The organism is Photobacterium arenosum (assembly GCF_014841115.1).
In the GTDB taxonomy this organism is placed as follows: domain Bacteria; phylum Pseudomonadota; class Gammaproteobacteria; order Enterobacterales; family Vibrionaceae; genus Photobacterium; species Photobacterium arenosum.
This window is the reverse complement of record NZ_JACYTP010000004.1, coordinates 207,398-225,185: the sequence shown is the minus strand read 5'-3', so window position 1 is coordinate 225,185 and position 17,788 is coordinate 207,398. Positions and strand designations below refer to the sequence as shown.

At 51.9% G+C, this 17,788-nt stretch carries 18 protein-coding genes and 1 other annotated feature (1 of these 19 only partly in view); of the genes, 5 read left to right on the top strand and 13 right to left on the bottom strand.

Annotated elements, in window-relative coordinates:
* Positions 1–135: 135 nt before the first annotated feature.
* Both dsbC and xerD read right to left on the bottom strand, forming a co-directional pair.
* On the bottom strand, positions 136–858 hold the full coding sequence (dsbC, locus tag IFO68_RS08755; protein WP_192015548.1) for a bifunctional protein-disulfide isomerase/oxidoreductase DsbC: 723 nt from the start codon (positions 856–858) through the stop codon (positions 136–138).
* 199 nt (positions 859–1,057) lie between these two features.
* Positions 1,058–1,912, bottom strand: coding sequence for a site-specific tyrosine recombinase XerD (gene xerD, locus IFO68_RS08750; protein WP_370630665.1), 855 nt, complete (start codon positions 1,910–1,912; stop codon positions 1,058–1,060).
* Between the two features lie 210 nt (positions 1,913–2,122).
* Between xerD and fldB the strand changes: the two genes are divergently transcribed.
* Positions 2,123–2,641, top strand: a complete 519-nt coding sequence (gene fldB, locus IFO68_RS08745; RefSeq protein WP_192015546.1) for a flavodoxin FldB — start codon at positions 2,123–2,125, stop codon at positions 2,639–2,641.
* Between the two features lie 228 nt (positions 2,642–2,869).
* On the opposite strand, the gene brnQ is transcribed toward fldB, so the two are convergent.
* Positions 2,870–4,180 carry a branched-chain amino acid transport system II carrier protein gene (gene brnQ, locus IFO68_RS08740; RefSeq protein ID WP_192015545.1) on the bottom strand — a complete coding sequence of 437 codons (1,311 nt, stop codon included), beginning with the start codon at positions 4,178–4,180 and terminating at the stop codon, positions 2,870–2,872.
* Positions 4,181–4,545: 365 nt separating this feature from the next.
* On the opposite strand from brnQ, the gene IFO68_RS08735 reads away from it, so the two are divergent.
* Together IFO68_RS08735 and srmB are read left to right on the top strand one after the other, a co-directional pair.
* Entirely contained in the window at positions 4,546–5,289 is a 744-nt protein-coding gene (locus IFO68_RS08735; protein WP_192015544.1) for a tRNA1(Val) (adenine(37)-N6)-methyltransferase, read from the top strand.
* A 161-nt stretch (positions 5,290–5,450) separates the two neighbouring features.
* The gene (gene srmB / locus IFO68_RS08730) at positions 5,451–6,704 is read left to right on the top strand and encodes an ATP-dependent RNA helicase SrmB (protein WP_192015543.1); all 1,254 of its coding nucleotides are present in this window, start codon (positions 5,451–5,453) and stop codon (positions 6,702–6,704) included.
* An 86-nt stretch (positions 6,705–6,790) separates the two neighbouring features.
* On the opposite strand, the gene yaaA is transcribed toward srmB, so the two are convergent.
* Positions 6,791–7,564 carry a peroxide stress protein YaaA gene (gene yaaA / locus IFO68_RS08725; protein ID WP_192015542.1) on the bottom strand — a complete coding sequence of 258 codons (774 nt, stop codon included), beginning with the start codon at positions 7,562–7,564 and terminating at the stop codon, positions 6,791–6,793.
* Positions 7,565–7,668: 104 nt separating this feature from the next.
* Entirely contained in the window at positions 7,669–9,099 is a 1,431-nt protein-coding gene (locus tag IFO68_RS08720) for an alanine/glycine:cation symporter family protein (RefSeq protein WP_192015541.1), read from the bottom strand.
* Positions 9,100–9,524: 425 nt separating this feature from the next.
* Between IFO68_RS08720 and IFO68_RS08715 the strand changes: the two genes are divergently transcribed.
* Positions 9,525–9,704, top strand: coding sequence for a DUF3545 family protein (locus IFO68_RS08715; protein ID WP_192015540.1), 180 nt, complete (start codon positions 9,525–9,527; stop codon positions 9,702–9,704).
* 95 nt (positions 9,705–9,799) lie between these two features.
* Here IFO68_RS08715 and IFO68_RS08710 read toward each other — a convergent pair whose 3' ends face one another.
* From IFO68_RS08710 to IFO68_RS21995, 3 genes are all read right to left on the bottom strand, one after another.
* Positions 9,800–10,339: a hemerythrin domain-containing protein gene (locus tag IFO68_RS08710; protein ID WP_192015539.1), complete on the bottom strand. Its 540-nt coding sequence runs from the start codon at positions 10,337–10,339 to the stop codon at positions 9,800–9,802.
* Positions 10,340–10,419: 80 nt separating this feature from the next.
* Complete coding sequence (gene ung, locus IFO68_RS08705; RefSeq protein WP_192015538.1) at positions 10,420–11,121, bottom strand: uracil-DNA glycosylase; 702 nt, start codon at positions 11,119–11,121, stop codon at positions 10,420–10,422.
* 76 nt (positions 11,122–11,197) lie between these two features.
* Positions 11,198–11,329, bottom strand: coding sequence for a hypothetical protein (locus IFO68_RS21995; protein WP_255557852.1), 132 nt, complete (start codon positions 11,327–11,329; stop codon positions 11,198–11,200).
* Between the two features lie 327 nt (positions 11,330–11,656).
* Between IFO68_RS21995 and grcA the strand changes: the two genes are divergently transcribed.
* A complete protein-coding gene (grcA, locus tag IFO68_RS08700; protein WP_192015537.1) occupies positions 11,657–12,034 on the top strand; it encodes an autonomous glycyl radical cofactor GrcA in 378 nt (125 codons plus the stop codon).
* A 69-nt stretch (positions 12,035–12,103) separates the two neighbouring features.
* Here the strand turns inward: grcA and IFO68_RS08695 are convergent, their stop codons facing one another.
* The 5 genes from IFO68_RS08695 to thrA form a co-directional block, all read right to left on the bottom strand.
* On the bottom strand, positions 12,104–12,445 hold the full coding sequence (locus tag IFO68_RS08695; RefSeq protein ID WP_192015536.1) for a zinc ribbon domain-containing protein YjdM: 342 nt from the start codon (positions 12,443–12,445) through the stop codon (positions 12,104–12,106).
* 209 nt (positions 12,446–12,654) lie between these two features.
* Positions 12,655–12,843 (bottom strand): CopG family transcriptional regulator, encoded by a 189-nt coding sequence (locus IFO68_RS08690; protein WP_027253128.1) that lies wholly within the window; start codon positions 12,841–12,843, stop codon positions 12,655–12,657.
* Between the two features lie 125 nt (positions 12,844–12,968).
* Positions 12,969–14,255: a threonine synthase gene (gene thrC, locus IFO68_RS08685; protein WP_192015535.1), complete on the bottom strand. Its 1,287-nt coding sequence runs from the start codon at positions 14,253–14,255 to the stop codon at positions 12,969–12,971.
* Positions 14,256–14,257: 2 nt separating this feature from the next.
* Positions 14,258–15,214, bottom strand: a complete 957-nt coding sequence (gene thrB / locus IFO68_RS08680; RefSeq protein WP_192015534.1) for a homoserine kinase — start codon at positions 15,212–15,214, stop codon at positions 14,258–14,260.
* Between the two features lie 2 nt (positions 15,215–15,216).
* Positions 15,217–17,676 carry a bifunctional aspartate kinase/homoserine dehydrogenase I gene (gene thrA, locus IFO68_RS08675; RefSeq protein ID WP_192015533.1) on the bottom strand — a complete coding sequence of 820 codons (2,460 nt, stop codon included), beginning with the start codon at positions 17,674–17,676 and terminating at the stop codon, positions 15,217–15,219.
* A gap of 103 nt (positions 17,677–17,779) precedes the next feature.
* Positions 17,780–17,788, bottom strand: a sequence feature (Thr leader region) (it continues 107 nt past the right edge of the window).

The following is a 17,788-nucleotide window of genomic DNA, read 5'->3' as shown; positions in this document are numbered from 1 at the left end:
AACCGCAGCGGCGGGTACCCGAACAGGCCAATCCAGCATCGGGCTCACAAGACTGACCGATCAGAAAATCCCCCCGAATGCGAATAACGCAACAGCCCGCAAGGACTGCGGGCTGTTGATCAGCAGAGGCAATAATTAACTGCGGCTGTTGAGAAATTGCAGCAGTCGGCTAGCCGGTTGATAGCCAGGCAGCATAGTCCCGTCTTCCAGCACCAGCGCAGGCGTACCTGTCACGCCCATTGCCACACCCAGCTGGTAATGCTTCATCACCAGCGAGTCATTATGCGGACTTTGCTCAATATTCAGTTTGCCTTTCTTGGCGTCATCCATGGCCTGCGCCCGGTTTTTCGATGCCCAGATAGCACTCATCTCACCGAAATTCTGCGAACGCTCACCACCGCGCGGGAAAGCCAGATAACGGATAGTGATACCTGCGTCGTTGTAGGCCTGCATTTCACTGTGCAGTTTACGGCAATAACCACAGCTGGTATCGGTAAAGACAGTCACCACGTATTTTTCATCTTTGGCCGGATAGACGATCATTTCGCTTTCCATGCCTTTGAGTTTGTCTTTGTTGATTGAGGCCATTTTCTGTTCAGTCAGATTGACAGGTTCGCCGTCCACAGACTGATACAGGTGCCCTGCAACAAAATACTGACCGTCATCAGACATATAAATAATACCGCGTTCGGTCACCACCTCGTTCATTCCCTTAAGCGGTGATGGCGTCACTGACGCTGCAGTCAGGCCCAGTGGATTCAACGTAGCTTCAATGGCACGGACATCAGGTTCTGCACTGGCAGAAAAAGCCGTGAACGCAGCCAGTGCAACAAGCAGGGGACGGCGGGAAAATGACATGAAAACATCCTTAACAAATCGTTGGCAATTCAGGGATAGTCCCTGTGAATACTATACAGACCCTTTGAGTATGGTCATCTTTCAAAGTTCAATCTCAAAAGGCAAGTGATTTCATAATCCGGTGACTCTGCAGGGTTATGATTGGGATCTCTGCCCCAGTAAGCACTGGCCGGAGTGTAACAAAAGGTCACTGCTGGTTTCAGGCTCGCGGATGGTGTTCCTGATGCAGCTGCTTCAGACGCTCGGTTGCCACATGAGTATAGATCTGTGTGGTAGATAAATCACTGTGACCTAACAGCATTTGCACGACTCTGAGGTCCGCGCCGTAATTGAGCAAATGGGTGGCAAACGCATGACGCATGACGTGCGGCGACAAGGTATCGGCATCAATCCCGGCCAACACCGCATAATGTTTAATACGGTGCCAGAAGGTCTGACGCGTCATCTGGCGGGCACGCTTGCTGGGAAACAGAACATCTGAACTGACTTCCCCCAACAGGTACGGTCGTCCCTGAGCCAGAAAAGTTTCAATCCATTCCATGGCTTCTTCGCCCATTGGCACCAGTCGCTCTTTATCCCCTTTACCTGTGACCCTGACCACGCCCTGGCGCAGACTGACGTTATCCATCCGCAGACTGACCAGCTCAGTGACCCGCAGGCCCGTTGCATACAGCAGCTCCAGCATGGCTTTATCGCGCAGCTCGAGCGGATCATTGACATCAGGCGCGCCCAGCAGGGCACTGACCTGATCTTCGCTAATGTCCTTCGGCAGCCGCTGCGGCAATCTGGGACTGTGCAAAATGGCACTGGGATCGTCTTCCCTGAGCTTTTCACGGTGAAAGTACTGAAACAGCCGCCGCAGCGCCGATGTCATTCTGGCCCGGGAACTCTGCTTGAAGTCTTGCTCAAACAGCCATTGCTGGTAATCCTGCAGATCGCCGGAGTGCAGTGACAACAGCGACTGCCGCCGTGAATCCAGCCATTGCTGCAGTTTCATTAAATCATTACGGTACGAAGACAGGGTGTTGGCCGACAGCCCACGCTCCATCCACATCGCATCTAAAAAGCGCTCGATCAGGGCAATATCGTTATTGGTTTCCACGTCGCGCCACTCCCAAAACATCTGGATATAAACACAGTATATTGCAGCATAGTACTGAATTTCTCCTGTAATGTAACTAGGTGCGCTCGCTTGAGGGATGCACCCAGGCGCCTGACAGGGTAAAATCAGCGCAAATTAGTTGCCACCCCAGGAAATATCAGTATGAAAATCGGCCTGTTTTACGGATCGACCACCTGCTATACCGAAATGGCCGCGGAGAAAATCCGCGATTGCATCGGCGGCGAGCTGGTTGAGCTGCACAACATCAAAGAAGCGGCACTCAGCGAGATGAACCAGTATGATCTGCTGATCCTGGGCATCTCAACCTGGGACTTTGGTGAACTGCAGGAAGACTGGGAAGCGGTCTGGAATCAACTGGATGGCCTGACGCTGACCGGAAAAACCGTCGCCCTGTTCGGTTTGGGCGATCAGGAAGGCTACACAGAATGGTACCTGGACGCCATGGGCATGCTGCACGATCAGTTGCTGCCGACCGGTGCCCAGTTCGTTGGCTACTGGCCAAATCAAGGCTACAACTTTGAAGCCTCAAAAGCTCTGACCGAAGACAAAAGCTTGTTTGTCGGGCTGGCACTGGATGAAGACAGCCAGTACGAACTCAGTGATGAGCGCATCCAGCAATGGTGCGAGCAGGTACTGACCGAGTACGGCGATTCACTCTAGTCCGACGTTTAACGCCCGTAGAGAGACGGGCGGGTACTGACCAAACAGCCCCTGAATCATCCCATGCTTGTTGGCCTGGCAAAAAAGCCAGGCTGTAACGGGAGAGCTGCTCAGTATATTGCCTGACCCTCAGCATTAGGTAGATGTTTGTCGCTGTCCATCTCGGCCGTAAAAAAACGCCCCGGTAAAAACCGGGGCGTTTCGGTCAGACAAATTGTTATTTGCTGTTTAAACCGTTTGCGCTTTTGGCTCACGGATGTCTGCCCGGATGAAACGGGTCACAGCCAGTGCCAGCAAGGTAGGTGTTGTCCAGGCCATACCGTAATCAAACATTGGCAGGAAACTCAGAAACGACATATCCAGACCGATCACTTTGGCCGCATCAATCAGACTGAAGACCAGAGAAACCAACAGCACCACACGGTATGCCAGACGCGGATTTGGCAGCCAGCGGCGAACAAAGGTCAGGATAACCAGCGCCACCGCCACAGGGTACAGGGCAAACAGCACAGGCACCGACAGGCTGATCAACTGATTCAGGCCAACATTGGCCACCACACCGCAAATCACTGCCAGGATCACAGCCCATGTCTCATAGGACAATCGGGTCAGCGAACTGAAATAGTCAGAACAGGCACTGATCAGGCCAATCGCCGTGGTCAGACAGGCCAGCATCACAATTGCCGACAGAATGTACTGACCGACAGGACCAAACAACGCCAGCACATAGCCTGCCAGAATGGCACCACCATTGGCTGCACCTTCGGCAACCGCCGCACTGGTAGCGCCCAGATAAAACAGCGAGATATACACAAACGCCAGGCCTGCTGCGGCAATCACACCTGCCATCATCAGATATTTGCAGGTGGCTTTATCATCTTTGATGCCTTTGTTGCGGATCACATCAACAATCAGCATGCCGAACATCAGCGCCGCAAAGGTATCCATGGTGTTGTAACCTTCCAGGAATCCTTTGGTGAACGCCATGTTCACATAATCACCCTGTGCAGCCTGAATCTCGCTTTGCGGGTTGAGGAATACCGCCACAGCCAGAATAGCCAGTACAGCAAAGAGCGCCGGGGTGAGCAGCTTACCGATAGAATCGATCAGCCTGCCGCGTGACCATGCAAAGAACAGCGCCAGTCCAAAAAAGACAACAGAAAAAATGGTCAGACTGGTTTGTCCCCCATCAGCCATAAAAGGTTTGACTGCCATTTCGTAGGCCACAAGACCGGTACGAGGCGCAGCAAAAGCAGGGCCGATGATGATAAAGATAAGAACGGCCATCAGCGTTGCCAGCTGAGGCGGAAGATCACGGGTCAGCCCCTTCCAACCGCCGCCGGCAACAGCCACGGCTATGATGCCGATCAGCGGCAAGCCAACTGCCGTCGATAAGAAACCAAACATCGCTGGCAGCAGGTTATCACCTGCACTTAAACCGGCCTGTGGCGGGAAAATAATATTTCCGGCCCCCAGGAAGAACGCAAAGGTCATGAAACCTATCGCAAAAATATCTGAAACCTTGAGTGTGTTATTCAAACTGCACCTTCCCACTCGTCTATTGTTATGTTGTGTTAGCATTAATGGCTCATTACTGAGATATATCACTACATTCAGCAAAAGAGGCAGCATAATGAAGCAAAAGAATGCCAGTGACAACCTCGCAGCCAAAAACACCACTTTCTTCGGATGTATAGCCAAAAAACCAAAATAAAGAACCAATAAAAAGCAATAAATTAGAACTAAGAACCAAAATAAATATTTCTCACAAAACATCCAACACAGAATATAAAACCACCAGATCACCAAACTTTACAGTGTTTGACCGCAACTCAACCATTGACAGGAATAACCGCTATAATGGCGGACTGATTTTACTCGCCGCCTTTTCGGACATTCATTAGATGAATAAAGGTTTTACGTTTAAACACTTTCACGTTGACGATCACGGATGCGGCATGCCTGTCAGCACAGATGGTGTGTTGTTAGGAGCATGGGCCTGGGTGTCAAGCTGTCGTGACAGTCAGACTCAGGTCAATCGCCAGACGATACTCGACATTGGTTGCGGAAGCGGTTTGCTGTCCTTAATGGCAGCGCAGCGTACGCAATCCGGCACCGCCGATATTCTGGCGCTGGATATTGACCCGGCAGCCGTGACAGCGGCCGGCAAAAATTTCTCGGCCTCGCCCTGGTCCGTGCGGCTTCGGGCCGAGCGTCAGGATATCCGTGAATGGGTCCGCTCTCAGCCCAAAGGCCGCTTTCAGGCCATATTATGCAATCCGCCCTACTTCAATCACGGTGAACAGGCGAACTGCCAGCGCCGGGCGACCGCCCGACACACAGACACCCTCTCCCACAGCGAGTTGCTCAGCTGCCTGCAATACCTGCTGGCACCGGCAGGACAGGCCAGCCTGATTCTGCCGGTCTACGAAGGTGAAGCACTGCTGACGATGCTGGCTGACTATGGCTTGCACTGTCGCCGGCTGTGCCGGGTGAAAAGCACCGCCGCCAAACCGGTTCATCGCCTGCTGATTGCGCTTTCCCCTCAGGACGGTGACTGTGACGAAACACAGCTGACGATCAATCAGCAAGGCCAGTACTCGGCCGGGTTTACGGCCCTGACCCGTGACTTTTATCTCAAGCTCTGATCCTGTCAGCGAGCGGCAGGGATAATCCAAGTTTTTGTGCTTTAATCGGTGATACTTGCATCAAATCACACTATAATGCCGCCCCTTAACTGAATCACAGCAGCAAACTGCCCATCGACATGCGACCCATACGGGCAGCCCGCTACTTAGGAGTAAGACTGGTGAGAGATTTTTCCGAATTAGAGTTAGATGGCGCTCTGCTACAAGCGATTGAAGATATGGGATATTCCCGTCCAACCGTTGTGCAGTCTCAGGCTATCCCTCATGCCCTGGATGGCCGTGACGTACTGGCATCCGCACCAACGGGTACCGGAAAAACTGCCGCTTTTGTATTGCCTATGATTCAGCACCTGCTTGATTTTCCGCGCCGTAAACCCGGCCCGGCCCGCGTGCTGATTCTGACACCAACCCGTGAACTGGCCATTCAGGTCGCCGATCAGGCCAAAGCCCTGGCGGCCCATACTGACCTGAAAATCTTCACCATCACAGGCGGTATCTCTTACGACGAGCACGCTGAGTATCTGGGCAAAACTCAGGACATTGTGGTTGCCACACCGGGCCGTCTGATGGAATACATCGAAGGCGAGAAATTCGATTGCCGTGCCATCGAGTGCCTGATCCTGGACGAAGCTGACCGCATGCTCGACATGGGTTTTGGGGCCGTTGTGAAACGCCTGCATGAAGAATGTCGCTGGCGCCGTCAGAGCTTGTTGTTCTCCGCCACCCTGGAAGGCAAAGGGGTACGAGAGTTCTCCCAGACGATCTTAAGTGAGCCCGTCGAAGTGAACGCTGAGCCACCGCGTCGCGAACGCAAGAAGATCCATCAGGTATACCACCGCTGTGACGACATGGCGCACAAAATGGCGTTGCTGGAAAATATCCTCAGCGATCAGGCCGAGCGCAGTATTATTTTTGTCAAAACCCGCGAGCGACTGGCCGAGCTGCGCGATCAGCTGGCGTCACTGAAAATCGCTTGCGTCTGGATTCAGGGAGAAATGGCACAAGCCACCCGTAACAATGCCATTCGTCGTTTCCGTGAAGGTGAAACCAACATACTGATCGCCACCGATGTCGCAGCACGGGGTATTGACCTGCCAGACGTCAGCCATGTCATCAACTTTGACATGCCGCGTACGTCCGATGTGTATTTGCACCGTATCGGCCGTACTGCCCGTGCCGGTAAAAAAGGCACAGCCATCTCGCTGGTGGAAGCGCATGATCAAGGCATGATAGAGCGTGTCAGCCGTTATATGAAAGAAGAAATACCGGAGCGCTTTATTGAAGGCCTGCGCCCTAAACACAAAAAGCCAGCAACCGTGAAGAAGAAAAAAGTCAAAGACGGTAAGAAGAAAGACACGAAAAAGAAAGACGCCAAGAAGAAAAAATCCGTCAACAAAAAGGCGGCGGCCAAATAATCTTTGCCGTAGCTGCAGACTAAAACAGAAAAGGGCCGGATACAGTATCCGGCCCTTTTTTCAGCCAACGGTTTAACGCTGAAGCTTTATTGCTCTTCGCGTTTAAATACCAGTTCAGCGGCCGTCGATTCTTCCGGTACGAAGTAATAGCCAGCCACGTCAAATTGTTTCAGCTGTTCCACTGAAGTCAGGCGGTTATCAATGATATAACGTGCCATCATGCCACGGGCTTTCTTGGCGTAGAAACTGATCACCTTGTACTGACCATTTTTGCCGTCTTTAAACACCGGGGTAATCACTTTACCTTTGAGAGACTTCGGCTTAACGGCTTTAAAATATTCATTGGAGGCCAGGTTAATCAGGATATCATCGCCCTGCCCGGCAAGCGCGTCATTCAGTTTGTCCGTAATAATACTGCCCCAGAACTGATACAGGTTAGTGCCGCGGCCGTTGGCCAGCTTAGTGCCCATTTCAAGACGGTAAGGCTGCATCAGATCCAGCGGCCGTAACAAACCGTACAAACCGGACAGCATGCGCAGGTGCTGTTGGGCAAAGGTGAAGTCATCCTCGCTCAGGCTATCGGCTTCCAGGCCGGTATACACATCACCTTTGAAGGCCAGAATCGCCTGACGCGCGTTTTCAAGCGTAAAATCCGGATGCCAGTCGGCAAAACGGGCCGCATTGAGTCCGGCGATTTTATCGCTCACCTTCATCAGGCTCGCAATGTCCATAGGCGTCAGCTGACGGCAAACCTCAATTAGCTCCATCGAGTGATCGGTCAGCTCAGGAAAAGTATAAGTCTTTGTTGCCAGAGGAGATTCATAATCCAGGGTTTTAGCAGGGGAAACCACTATCAGCATGTTTTGATGTCCTGTAAGCGTGTCTGTCGGCAAGATTACCATTTCGGCATCAAAAAACCACGCACAACGCGCGTGGTTGTCGCTTTCTTTGCCATAGGGACAGCCTATCGATCTGAACGGCTGGTCCAGATATCTTCATCCAGCTGAGCATGCAATTCCGGGTATTGGGCGCTGTCAAACGTTGGCACCTTACCCTGAGCCAATTGCGCGTTATAGTCTTTCGCCAGTTTCACCACTGTGCCCGACAACAGCAAAATAGCGATCAGGTTGATAATGGCCATCATTCCCATAGACACATCCGCCATCGCCCATACCGTCGGTAATTCGGCCAGCGCCCCGAACATCACCATGCCCAATACCACGGCGCGAAAAATCAGCAGTCCGGCTTTGTGGTTATGCTCAAGAAAAATCAGGTTGGTTTCGGCATAAGAGTAATTGGCTACCAGCGAGGTAAAGGCAAACAGGAAGATAGCGATAGCAATGAAGATCCCTCCCCAGTCCCCCACCTGAGAAGCCAGCGCCCGCTGCGTCAGCTCTATACCTGTGACTTCGCCATGAGGTACATACTCACCAGACATCAGAATAATCGCCACAGTGGCCGAACAGATAACGATAGTATCGGTAAAGACCCCCAGCATCTGCACATAGCCTTGCGACGCCGGATGTGGCGGGTACGGCGTGGCCGAGGCGGCCGCATTCGGCGCCGAACCCATGCCCGCTTCATTGGAAAACAGCCCACGCTTCAGGCCATTGATCATGCCCTGAGCTATGGTATAACCCAGAGCGCCGGAGGCCGCTTCTTCCAGACCAAAGGCACTGCGGAAAATCAGGGCGATCACCGAAGGAACCTGTTCGATATTCATTGCCACGACCACCAGTGCCAGCAACAGATAACAAATCGCCATCACTGGTACCAGAATTTCAGCAGTGCGGGCAATGGTTCGCATGCCACCGAATATGATAAAACCGGTCAGCGCCACCAGCACCATGCCGACCACCACAGGTTGCCAGCCAAAAGCCACATTCATGGCTTTGGCAATGGAGTTAGCCTGAACCGCGTTGAATACCAGACCGAAGGCAATGATCAGAAAGATAGAGAACACCACCCCCATCCAGCGCATTCCCAACCCTTTTTCCATGTAGTACGCCGGACCGCCCCGGTAATTGCCGTCATCATCCCGGGTCTTGTACAACTGGGCCAGCGCACTTTCCGCGAATGCTGTCGCCATCCCTAACATGGCAATCAGCCACATCCAGAAAATCGCGCCCGGCCCACCCAAGGTAAGTGCCACGGCGACCCCGGCCATGTTGCCGGTTCCGACCCGGGCAGCCAGACTGGTGCATAATGCCTGAAAAGAAGAGATACCGGCAGCATCCGACTTACGGCTGTTTTTCATCACTTTAAACATATGGACAAAATGCCGGAACTGAATAAACCCCAGCAAGTAGGTAAAATAGATCCCTACCCCGACCAGCAGGTAAATCAATACAGATCCCCACAGCAGATCATTGAGGAAATTTATCTGACTTGTCACACCAACCCCTTAGCTTGCTCAAAGGTATCTTTGCCCGGCACGCCTTTGCTGTGCCACTTCATTCAACTGTAATTCATCTGTCAGTCCAAGCTGAGATAAAGCCAGAAAAACATTTGCATTGCAGATACTGACCTGTTGGCTGATCTCAGCCCGTTTTGGTTCCCGGCTGCCGAAAACCTGAGCGATGATGCGGAGTTAGTCGCAAAAAATCAATCCACACTGAACAGAATTGAGCACTGCATTACTTTCTAACCAACTGGACAAACCATTGGGTTCAATGATTCAGCTTGAACTAATTTCACAAATAAATAACAAATGCGAAATACTTCAATTTTATTCTACGCCGTATTGTGATATTTAACTGATGATCGAGGGGCAAGATGCCCCCGCTCTGAGCAATACTCAGAATGGTAGAGAGGTGCAATATGGATGGCTTTGGATTCGACAACATGCTTGAAAGCGATTTTCCTCGTCGCAATGCACGCAGTAAACCTGTTAAGCGTAAGTGGCGGGAAATTGAAGCACTCAAAGATAAGCAAAAACTGAAAAAGGAACTTCAGGACATTGATATCTTACATGAGTTTACCGATGAGGTAGATTTGTAATCTGGGTTTTGCACTACCATTACTAGGTTAAGGCTAGTATCAAACGACCAACACCGGCTCTGCAGCCGGTGCTGTTTTTTGTGGCCCGGCAGATGTTAATGATCGGGCTCAAGCCGGGTTGCCAACTCCCGGTACTGAGCTGAAACCTCTTTACCGAACAGAGGATCACACAGGCAATCCTGGTATTCTTCTTCAACGGCTGCCCAGTCCTGGTCGGTAAAATGCTGGCGGATCACAGGGAACACCTTCTTCTCTTCGGTGTCCAGGTGCTGGTGCTGGCGCTCTACAAAGGCATTCAATTTTCCCGCAAAAACATCCAGCGGAATCACGGCATCCATCAGAATCATGTCGACGGTTTCGGCAAACTCTGCGGTCAGTCTAGCCAGCTCTATATGTTCCGCCTCCAGATCCATAATGTCCTGCTCCTCACCATAGTGTCTGAGGTAGTAATGGTATATGACATCTTCTTTTGGGTGATGGCAGTGCTCGGCCTGGTTCTGCAGATAGGTCACTATGTCGCGAATGAGCTGATAATTCACTTCGTGACCCGCTTGGATCCCTTTTAATTTTGTACCTAACAGTTTAAGCAACCGGTTGATATAACCATGTTCGGTGTGAATACTGTCCAATAGCATTTCGACCTCCCGGACATTAACATCCCAGCTATAAGTGTAAACCGGGATAGCGAATTCTGTTTGATCCAGGTTAAGTTGCCTTACATTTGTTCAGGAAGTTGCCAGTTAATCTCACTTTTACGGCTTTGTCGCAACCACTTGTTTGCCTGAGAGAAATGGCGACAGCCAAAAAAGCCCCGATAAGCAGACAAGGGTGACGGATGTGCCGCTTCCAGCACCCAGTGTCTGTCCCTGTCGATATGTTTTCCTTTCTTGTGGGCATGCGCTCCCCACAGCAGGAACACCAGACCATCTCTGTGCTGATTCAGACTGGTAATAACCCTGTCGGTAAACATTTCCCAGCCATACTTACTGTGCGAATGCGCTTTGCCTTGCTCAACCGTCAGCACAGTATTGAGCAGAAGTACGCCCTGCTCTGCCCAGGGCTGTAAGCAGCCATGGCTGGGAATGCTGAATCCGTCGATATCAGTGGCCAGCTCTTTATACATATTGGCCAGAGACGGGGGGACTTTAACTCCGGGTTGCACCGAGAAACTGAGCCCGTGTGCCTGTTCAGGGCCGTGATAAGGATCCTGGCCCAGGATCACTACCTTGACCTGATCAAAGGGAGTGGTATCAAAAGCGCGAAATACATCGGCCTCAGCCGGATAGATCACTCTGCCAGCCTGCCTTTCTGCGGCAACTTGTGCCTCAGCCTGCTGAAAGTAAGCTTGCTGCCTTTCCTGTTCCAGCAACTGTTTCCAGTCGAAAAGAGATGAAGATGGGGAATCTGAAACAGACATGTCGGCTCCTGCGGGGAAAATGAAGGTAAGCCGACATTCTGCCTGTCTGATCACGGCATCGCAATGACAACTGGTATCATTTGGGCCGGGACACAGGGCCAACAGGTGTACGCCAGTGACCGCGTCCCTGAATAGGACGATTGGCCTGAGGAAGGCGTGAGCCGCTTACTGAGTTCATTCCGGGGGCTGGCATTGCGCTCGCTTTCATAGGGTGTTTCCTCAAAATTGAAGGTTCAGTCAATTCAATGAAAGATCAATGCCAACTTTGTCAGTTTGTTCACTGGACTTTATCTTACAGTGATTTAGCGGCATCTGTAGACCTCAGGCGACCAAAGCAGCAATCTGCTTTATCGCCAATGCGCCAGTTGAGCGCATTTGTGCGCATAATTTGTGCAGCGTCACGCAATAGGCAGTAAGAGTGCTTAGTTGATACAGATCAAGGGGCCGGGGGCCCAACGCGGTAGGATGCCGTTATCCCTGACCACTTTGTCAGGCACACTATTTTGCTGTTTCAGATGACAACCAAGGAGCTGCCATGATCACCGGCATTCAAATTACCCAAGCGGCTAATCCTCAACTGCTCAATTCCATCTGGCTGCTGGATGCTGCCAGTGGTACAGCCCGCTGCCTGTGTACCATTGACGACTTTGCGCAAGATCAGGACATCGCCCTGTCTGAACTGGGTCAGATTGAGTACCGCGAACTGCCTGTTGAACAGGCTCCGCGTATTGAAGGCGGGCAGCACCTCAACGTGAATGTGCTCAGGCGTGAAACCCTGGAAGACGCCGTGGCGCACCCGGAAAAATATCCGCAGCTGACCATTCGGGTGTCTGGTTACGCGGTACGTTTCAACTCGCTGACGCCAGAGCAGCAGCGTGATGTCATCGCCCGGACGTTTACCAGCACTTTATAAAAGTTTGCCGTACAAAAACGCCGCAACCTATTGGTCTGCGGCGTTTTTACCGTCTGATTTTTACTGAAATCAGGCTTTTTTCACAAATTCAGATTTCAGCATCATAGCCCCGATACCATCAATCTTACAGTCGATGTTATGGTCGCCATCCACCAGGCGGTTGATTTTCACTTTAGTCCCCACTTTGGCGACAGACGACGAACCTTTTACCTTGAGATCTTTAATCAGGGTAACGAAGTCGCCATCCTGCAACACAGTGCCGTTCGCGTCTTTCACAATCAGTGCATCCACATCTTCTGTCACTTCACCCGGAATCCATTCATGACCACACTCAGGGCAGATCAACAGGTTGCTGTCTTCATAGACATAAGATGAATTGCATTCAGGGCAAGGAGGTAAGGTATCGCTCATACGCTGCTATCTCTCATTTAAAAAGTCATCACTTAAAGATATTCGCCCACCACTGACTTGTCAGTGCCGGACGAGATGCCTGACATTATAATGTAATTATCATTAAATTATCACCTTGCCGGTTCTGTCATCACAAACCCCTGCCATGAAGGAGATACTGTTAATTAAAACAACATCTTATACAGGCACAGCATGGCTGTCTGAAGCGATTACTTCACCTGAGGGTTCTTCGTTGCGTCATCATCCAGATAACTGATGTCGTGCTTTTCCAGGTATTCACGGATCAACTGGCGGACCACCTGGGACGGTGTCAGATCCTGGGAAGCGCACAGCTTTTCAAAGGCCTGCTTTTTACGGGGATCCATCAATACGGTAAAACGGGCAGTCTTGCTTTCCACACTCAGCTACTCTCGGTCGGACATGATAATCAAATTATAATCTTAACCTGATGATGAAGAAACGATACAGACAAAAAGAGCCACCATAACGGTGGCTCAATCAGAGTATGACCCGCAGAGAGGTATCAGTCCTGAACGGCTTGCAGCACAGCTTTTAACTGAGCAAAATCATTGTCACGCTCAACCGACAGCAACTCCATTGCGCCATGTTTGGCAAGCGGCGCAGGTAAATCTATCTCTTTTTGCAGGATATCTTCCACCACTTCCTTGAACTTGGCTGGGTGCGCGGTACACAGGAACAGACCTGTCTCGCCGGCTTGCAGCTGCTCATTGAGTATACGATAGGCAATGGCGCCATGTGGCTCACACAGATAACCGTCGGCATCCATCTGACGCAGTGTCTCTGCGGTCTGCTCGTCGCTTACCGCGCCGTAGCCCAGCTCGTTCAGGCCCCAGCCTTGTTGCTGACACAGCTCTTCAATACGCGGCCAGTTGTTTGGCTGGCTGACATCCATGGCATTGGAAATAGTCGGCACTGTGGCTTTAGGATCCCACTTGCCATCTTGCAGATAGCGGGGCACGGTATCGTTCACATTGGTGGCGGCGATAAAACGTTTCACTGGCAAACCCAGCGCTTTGGCCAGCAGGCCGGCGGTCAGGTTACCGAAGTTGCCGCTAGGAACCGACACCACCAGATTGCCGCGAGCAGCTTTCGGCAGTTGCGCCACCGCTTCGAAGTAGTAACAGATCTGCGCCATCAGGCGACTGATATTGATAGAGTTGGCTGAGTTCAGGCCCACTTCCTGACGCAGTTCAGCATCATCAAAAGCGTGCTTGACCAGCGACTGACAATCATCAAAGGTGCCATTCACTGCCACAGTGTGGATATTGCCGCCCAGCGTACAGAACAGCTTTTCCTGCAGCGGGCTGATTTTGCCCTTCGGATACAGGATCACCACCTTGATGTTGTCCATACCGTAGAAAGCATGGGCCACAGCCGCACCGGTATCGCCTGAGGTCGCGGTAAGAATAGTGATGTTGCCATTGGCGTCAGACACTGCCGCCAGCGATTGCGCCATGAAGCGGCCACCAAAATCTTTAAATGCCAGCGTCGGGCCGTGGAACAACTCCAGCGCATAGACTGCGTCTTTCACTTGTGCGACCGGAGCCGGGAACTGGAAAGCGTTACTGACCATTTGTCGGACGGTTTCCGCGCCCAGTTCATCACCGATAAAAGCAGACAGAATACGGCTGCTGCGAGTAACGAAATCCTGCTCCAGCAACGCATCGATGTCGCCTAAATCCGGCAGTTGAGCAGGAAAAAACAGGCCCTGATTACGGCCCAGCCCCTGGCGGACTGCCTGGGCAAAAGACACTTCTTCCTGATGATCTTTCAAGTTATACAGCTTCATGATTAATACTCACTTCCTATTTCTGTTGAACCCTGGCTGTCGAGACGACAGACATGGACGAATCCTTCATCATTCTGGACATAATGCTGCTGCAACCAGCGGGCAATGCGCTCTGCGACCTCCAGATCATCACAGATGCTGAACATGGTCGGGCCTGAACCTGAAATACCACTGGCTAACGCGCCCGCTTCCAAGGCGTACTGACGCGCTTCCTTAAAGCCCGGCAGCAAGCCTTCTCGGTAGGGTTCGGCCACCACGTCTTTGATCATTTTGGCGGCCAGTTGCGGCTGCTGGCTGTGGCAGGCATGAATAAAACCTCCCAGATAACGGCCATGGGCAATGATATCCTGTCGACGGTACTGAGCCGGTAAAATAGCCCGGGCTTCAGCAGTCGATACCTTGATGCCAGGATACGCCATCACCCAGTACCAGTTATCGAAACTCGGGACCGACTGGCTGATGATCCCCAGCTCCTCGACCATGAATTGCAACCCGCCAAGATAGCAGGGTGCCACGTTGTCGTAATGCACACCGCCTGAAATCTGACCTTCCATTTCCCCCATCAGCGCCAGCAGTTCTGTCTCTGTCAGCGGGTTTTCATGAAAGCGGTTCAGCGCATCCAGGGCAGCCACAATTGAGCAGGCACTGGAACCCAGACCGGAACCAATTGGCATATTCTTCGCCAGTGTCATCGACACAGGTTTCAGGCTGACGCTTTTCTTATCCAGCTCACGGGCAAACACCTGCCAGCAGTGATAAACGATGTTCTCTTGCGGCTCAGCCGGCAGCTTAGCGACAAAATCACCTTCACATCGCAGTGAAAAGGGCTCTGTGCCGGCGGCCACTGTCACTTTATCCCCCAGCAGGGTGCCATCAACGGGCGACACTGCCGCCCCGAGAACATCAAAACCGACACTGACATTACCAATAGATGCCGGTGCGTAAACAGTCACACTCATTGTTAAACTCCCAGTTTCCAGCCGACGGTACGCATCAGATCAGCGAAGACCCCTGCCGCTGTGACCTCGGTACCGGCACCGTATCCGCGCAGAACCAGAGGAATGGGTTGATAGTAACGGCTGTAGAAAGCCAGGGCATTCTCGCCGTCCTTGATTTTAAACATAGGATCATCCTGATCAACGGCCGCCACTTTCACTTTGCATTTACCGTTGTCAATTTCACCTATGTAGCGCAGTACTTTGCCTTCTTCGGCCGCTTTGGCTGACCATTCACTGAAGTAAGCATCGGCCTGTGGCAGACGCTGCATGAAGGCCTCAACATCGCCACTTTGATCAAAGCCCGGCGGCAAGGCCGACTCGACCACCACATCGCTCAGCTCAAGGGCATAACCAGCCTCACGGGCCAGAATCAAGAGTTTGCGCGCCACATCCATGCCGGACAGATCATCACGGGGATCCGGCTCAGTGAAACCGTTATTACGGGCCACAGTCGTTGCTTCACTCAGGCTCATGCCTTCGTCCAGCTTACCGAAGATGAAAGACAGCGAACCTGACAAAATACCGGCGAAACGCTCCAGCTCATCACCGGCAGCCATCAGGTTCTGCAGGTTTTCAATCACTGGCAGACCGGCACCGACAGTGGTGTCATACATGAAACGGCGGCGGGTTACGCGCGCGGCCTGACGCAACTGGTGATAATAAGCCATACTGGCCGTATTGGCTTTCTTGTTGGGCGTGATAACGTGGAAACCAGCGGCCAGGAAATCCACATACTGCTCGGCAATGGCTTCGTCTGAGGTACAATCGATAATCACAGGGTTGATGATGTGATTACGCTGCACCAGCTGAATCAGGCTAGCCAGATTGAACCCTCCGCTTGCCTGGCCGATCGCATCGCGCCAGTTTTCCAGCGGCAGGCCATTATTGTCCAATAACATGCCTTTGCTGTTCGACAAGCCACAGACACGAATGACAATGCCGTTTTCAGCCAGCTTCTCTTGCTGGCGCTGGATCTGATCCACCAGCTCGCCACCAACACCACCGACACCAACCACAAACACATCCAGGAAGTGTTTACTGTTGAACAGGTTCTCATGACAGGCTTTCACCGCTTCCGAGACTTTGTTGGCCGGAATCACAGCGGAAATAGCCCTTTCAGAAGAGCCCTGCGCAATCGCGATAATATTGACATTCACTTCGGCCAGCGAGGTAAAAAAGCGCGACGCCACACCACGGGAAGTACGCATACCGTCCCCGACCAGGGTCACGATCGCTGAATCGTCAATAAACTCTACCGGCTCTAACTGACCTTCTTTCAGCTCCAGCTCAAAATTATTACGCAGCGCCTGCTCAGCCACGAGTTGATCATCACTTTCGATACAAAAACTGATGCTGTATTCAGACGAGGACTGAGTGATCAGAACAATTGATACCCCTGCTGCTGACATTGCCCCGAATACGCGGGCTGCCATGCCGACCATGCCTTTCATACCAGGGCCGGACACATTTACCATGGTCAGGTTTTTGAGCGTGGTAATGCCTTTGATCGCCAGCTTGTCTTCACCCGTATCCTGACCGATCAGTGTACCGGCACCTTGCGGGTTAAAACTGTTTTTGATCAGGCAGGGAATGTGGAATTGCGCGATGGGTGCAATGGTTTTGGGATGCAGTACCGAAGCACCGAAGTAAGAGAGTTCCATTGCTTCCTGGTAACTGAGCGATTTCAGCAAACGGGCATCAGGCACCAGACGCGGATCGCAGTTATAGACACCATCGACATCTGTCCAGATTTCACAGCACTCAGCACGCAGACAGGCTGCCAGCACAGCCGCTGAATAATCCGAACCGTTACGGCCTAAAATAACCAGCTCACCTTTCTCATTACCGGCTGTAAAACCCGGCATGATATGGATGTGCCCTTCAGCCAGCGGATGACGGCGGAAGTTGTCAGTTGAGATTTCAATGTCGACATGCCCTTCCAGGTAATCGCCATGCGCCACTAAAGAAGCAACCGGATCAATCAGATCCGCTTTATGCCCTTTGGCTTCCAGCACCGCTTTCATGGCTACGATAGAAATACGTTCACCTTTACTGATGACACGGGCGTAAACATTGTCCGGGCACTGTCCCAGCAACTTCATCCCGTGGACCAGTTGCTTCAGTTGCCCCAGCGAGCTGGCGAGTTTGGCATCCACGGCTGAACGCTCAAACGCAGGTAAAAGCTGCTCAATACCATCAAACAGGCTGTTAAAGGTGTTTTCCAGATCGGTGAGCTGCAGCTCGGCATCGCCCGTCGCGACTGTGGTATCTATGACTGACACCAGTTTGTTGGTCACTTTGCCCGGTGCTGACAGCACCACTGAGACTTCACCCTGGTGGGCATTACTGGCGATGATATCCGCCGCCCTGAGAAACCGGTCGGCATCCGATAAAGATGAACCGCCAAACTTAAGCACTCGCATTCCCTACTCCACTTCCGTTAATTTTGACTTGTCGGCAATTGCTTCCTGGCTGTTATTGTATGTGGCCAGTGAATATTGCCATTGAATCTGAAAAAATCATGGTGAAAAAAAA

What these genes read in the sequence shown, in the direction of transcription:
- dsbC (WP_192015548.1), bottom strand. Translation starts at nt 858, where the DNA reads ATGTCATTTTCCCGCCGTCCCCTGCTTGTTGCACTGGCTGCGTTCACG.
- xerD (WP_370630665.1), bottom strand. Translation starts at nt 1,912, where the DNA reads ATGTGGATGGAGCGTGGGCTGTCGGCCAACACCCTGTCTTCGTACCGT.
- fldB (WP_192015546.1), top strand. Translation starts at nt 2,123, where the DNA reads ATGAAAATCGGCCTGTTTTACGGATCGACCACCTGCTATACCGAAATG.
- IFO68_RS08735 (WP_192015544.1), top strand. Translation starts at nt 4,546, where the DNA reads ATGAATAAAGGTTTTACGTTTAAACACTTTCACGTTGACGATCACGGA.
- yaaA (WP_192015542.1), bottom strand. Translation starts at nt 7,564, where the DNA reads ATGCTGATAGTGGTTTCCCCTGCTAAAACCCTGGATTATGAATCTCCT.
- IFO68_RS08715 (WP_192015540.1), top strand. Translation starts at nt 9,525, where the DNA reads ATGGATGGCTTTGGATTCGACAACATGCTTGAAAGCGATTTTCCTCGT.
- IFO68_RS08710 (WP_192015539.1), bottom strand. Translation starts at nt 10,339, where the DNA reads ATGCTATTGGACAGTATTCACACCGAACATGGTTATATCAACCGGTTG.
- ung (WP_192015538.1), bottom strand. Translation starts at nt 11,121, where the DNA reads ATGTCTGTTTCAGATTCCCCATCTTCATCTCTTTTCGACTGGAAACAG.
- IFO68_RS21995 (WP_255557852.1), bottom strand. Translation starts at nt 11,329, where the DNA reads ATGAAAGCGAGCGCAATGCCAGCCCCCGGAATGAACTCAGTAAGCGGC.
- grcA (WP_192015537.1), top strand. Translation starts at nt 11,657, where the DNA reads ATGATCACCGGCATTCAAATTACCCAAGCGGCTAATCCTCAACTGCTC.
- IFO68_RS08695 (WP_192015536.1), bottom strand. Translation starts at nt 12,445, where the DNA reads ATGAGCGATACCTTACCTCCTTGCCCTGAATGCAATTCATCTTATGTC.
- thrC (WP_192015535.1), bottom strand. Translation starts at nt 14,255, where the DNA reads ATGAAGCTGTATAACTTGAAAGATCATCAGGAAGAAGTGTCTTTTGCC.
- thrB (WP_192015534.1), bottom strand. Translation starts at nt 15,214, where the DNA reads ATGAGTGTGACTGTTTACGCACCGGCATCTATTGGTAATGTCAGTGTC.
- thrA (WP_192015533.1), bottom strand. Translation starts at nt 17,676, where the DNA reads ATGCGAGTGCTTAAGTTTGGCGGTTCATCTTTATCGGATGCCGACCGG.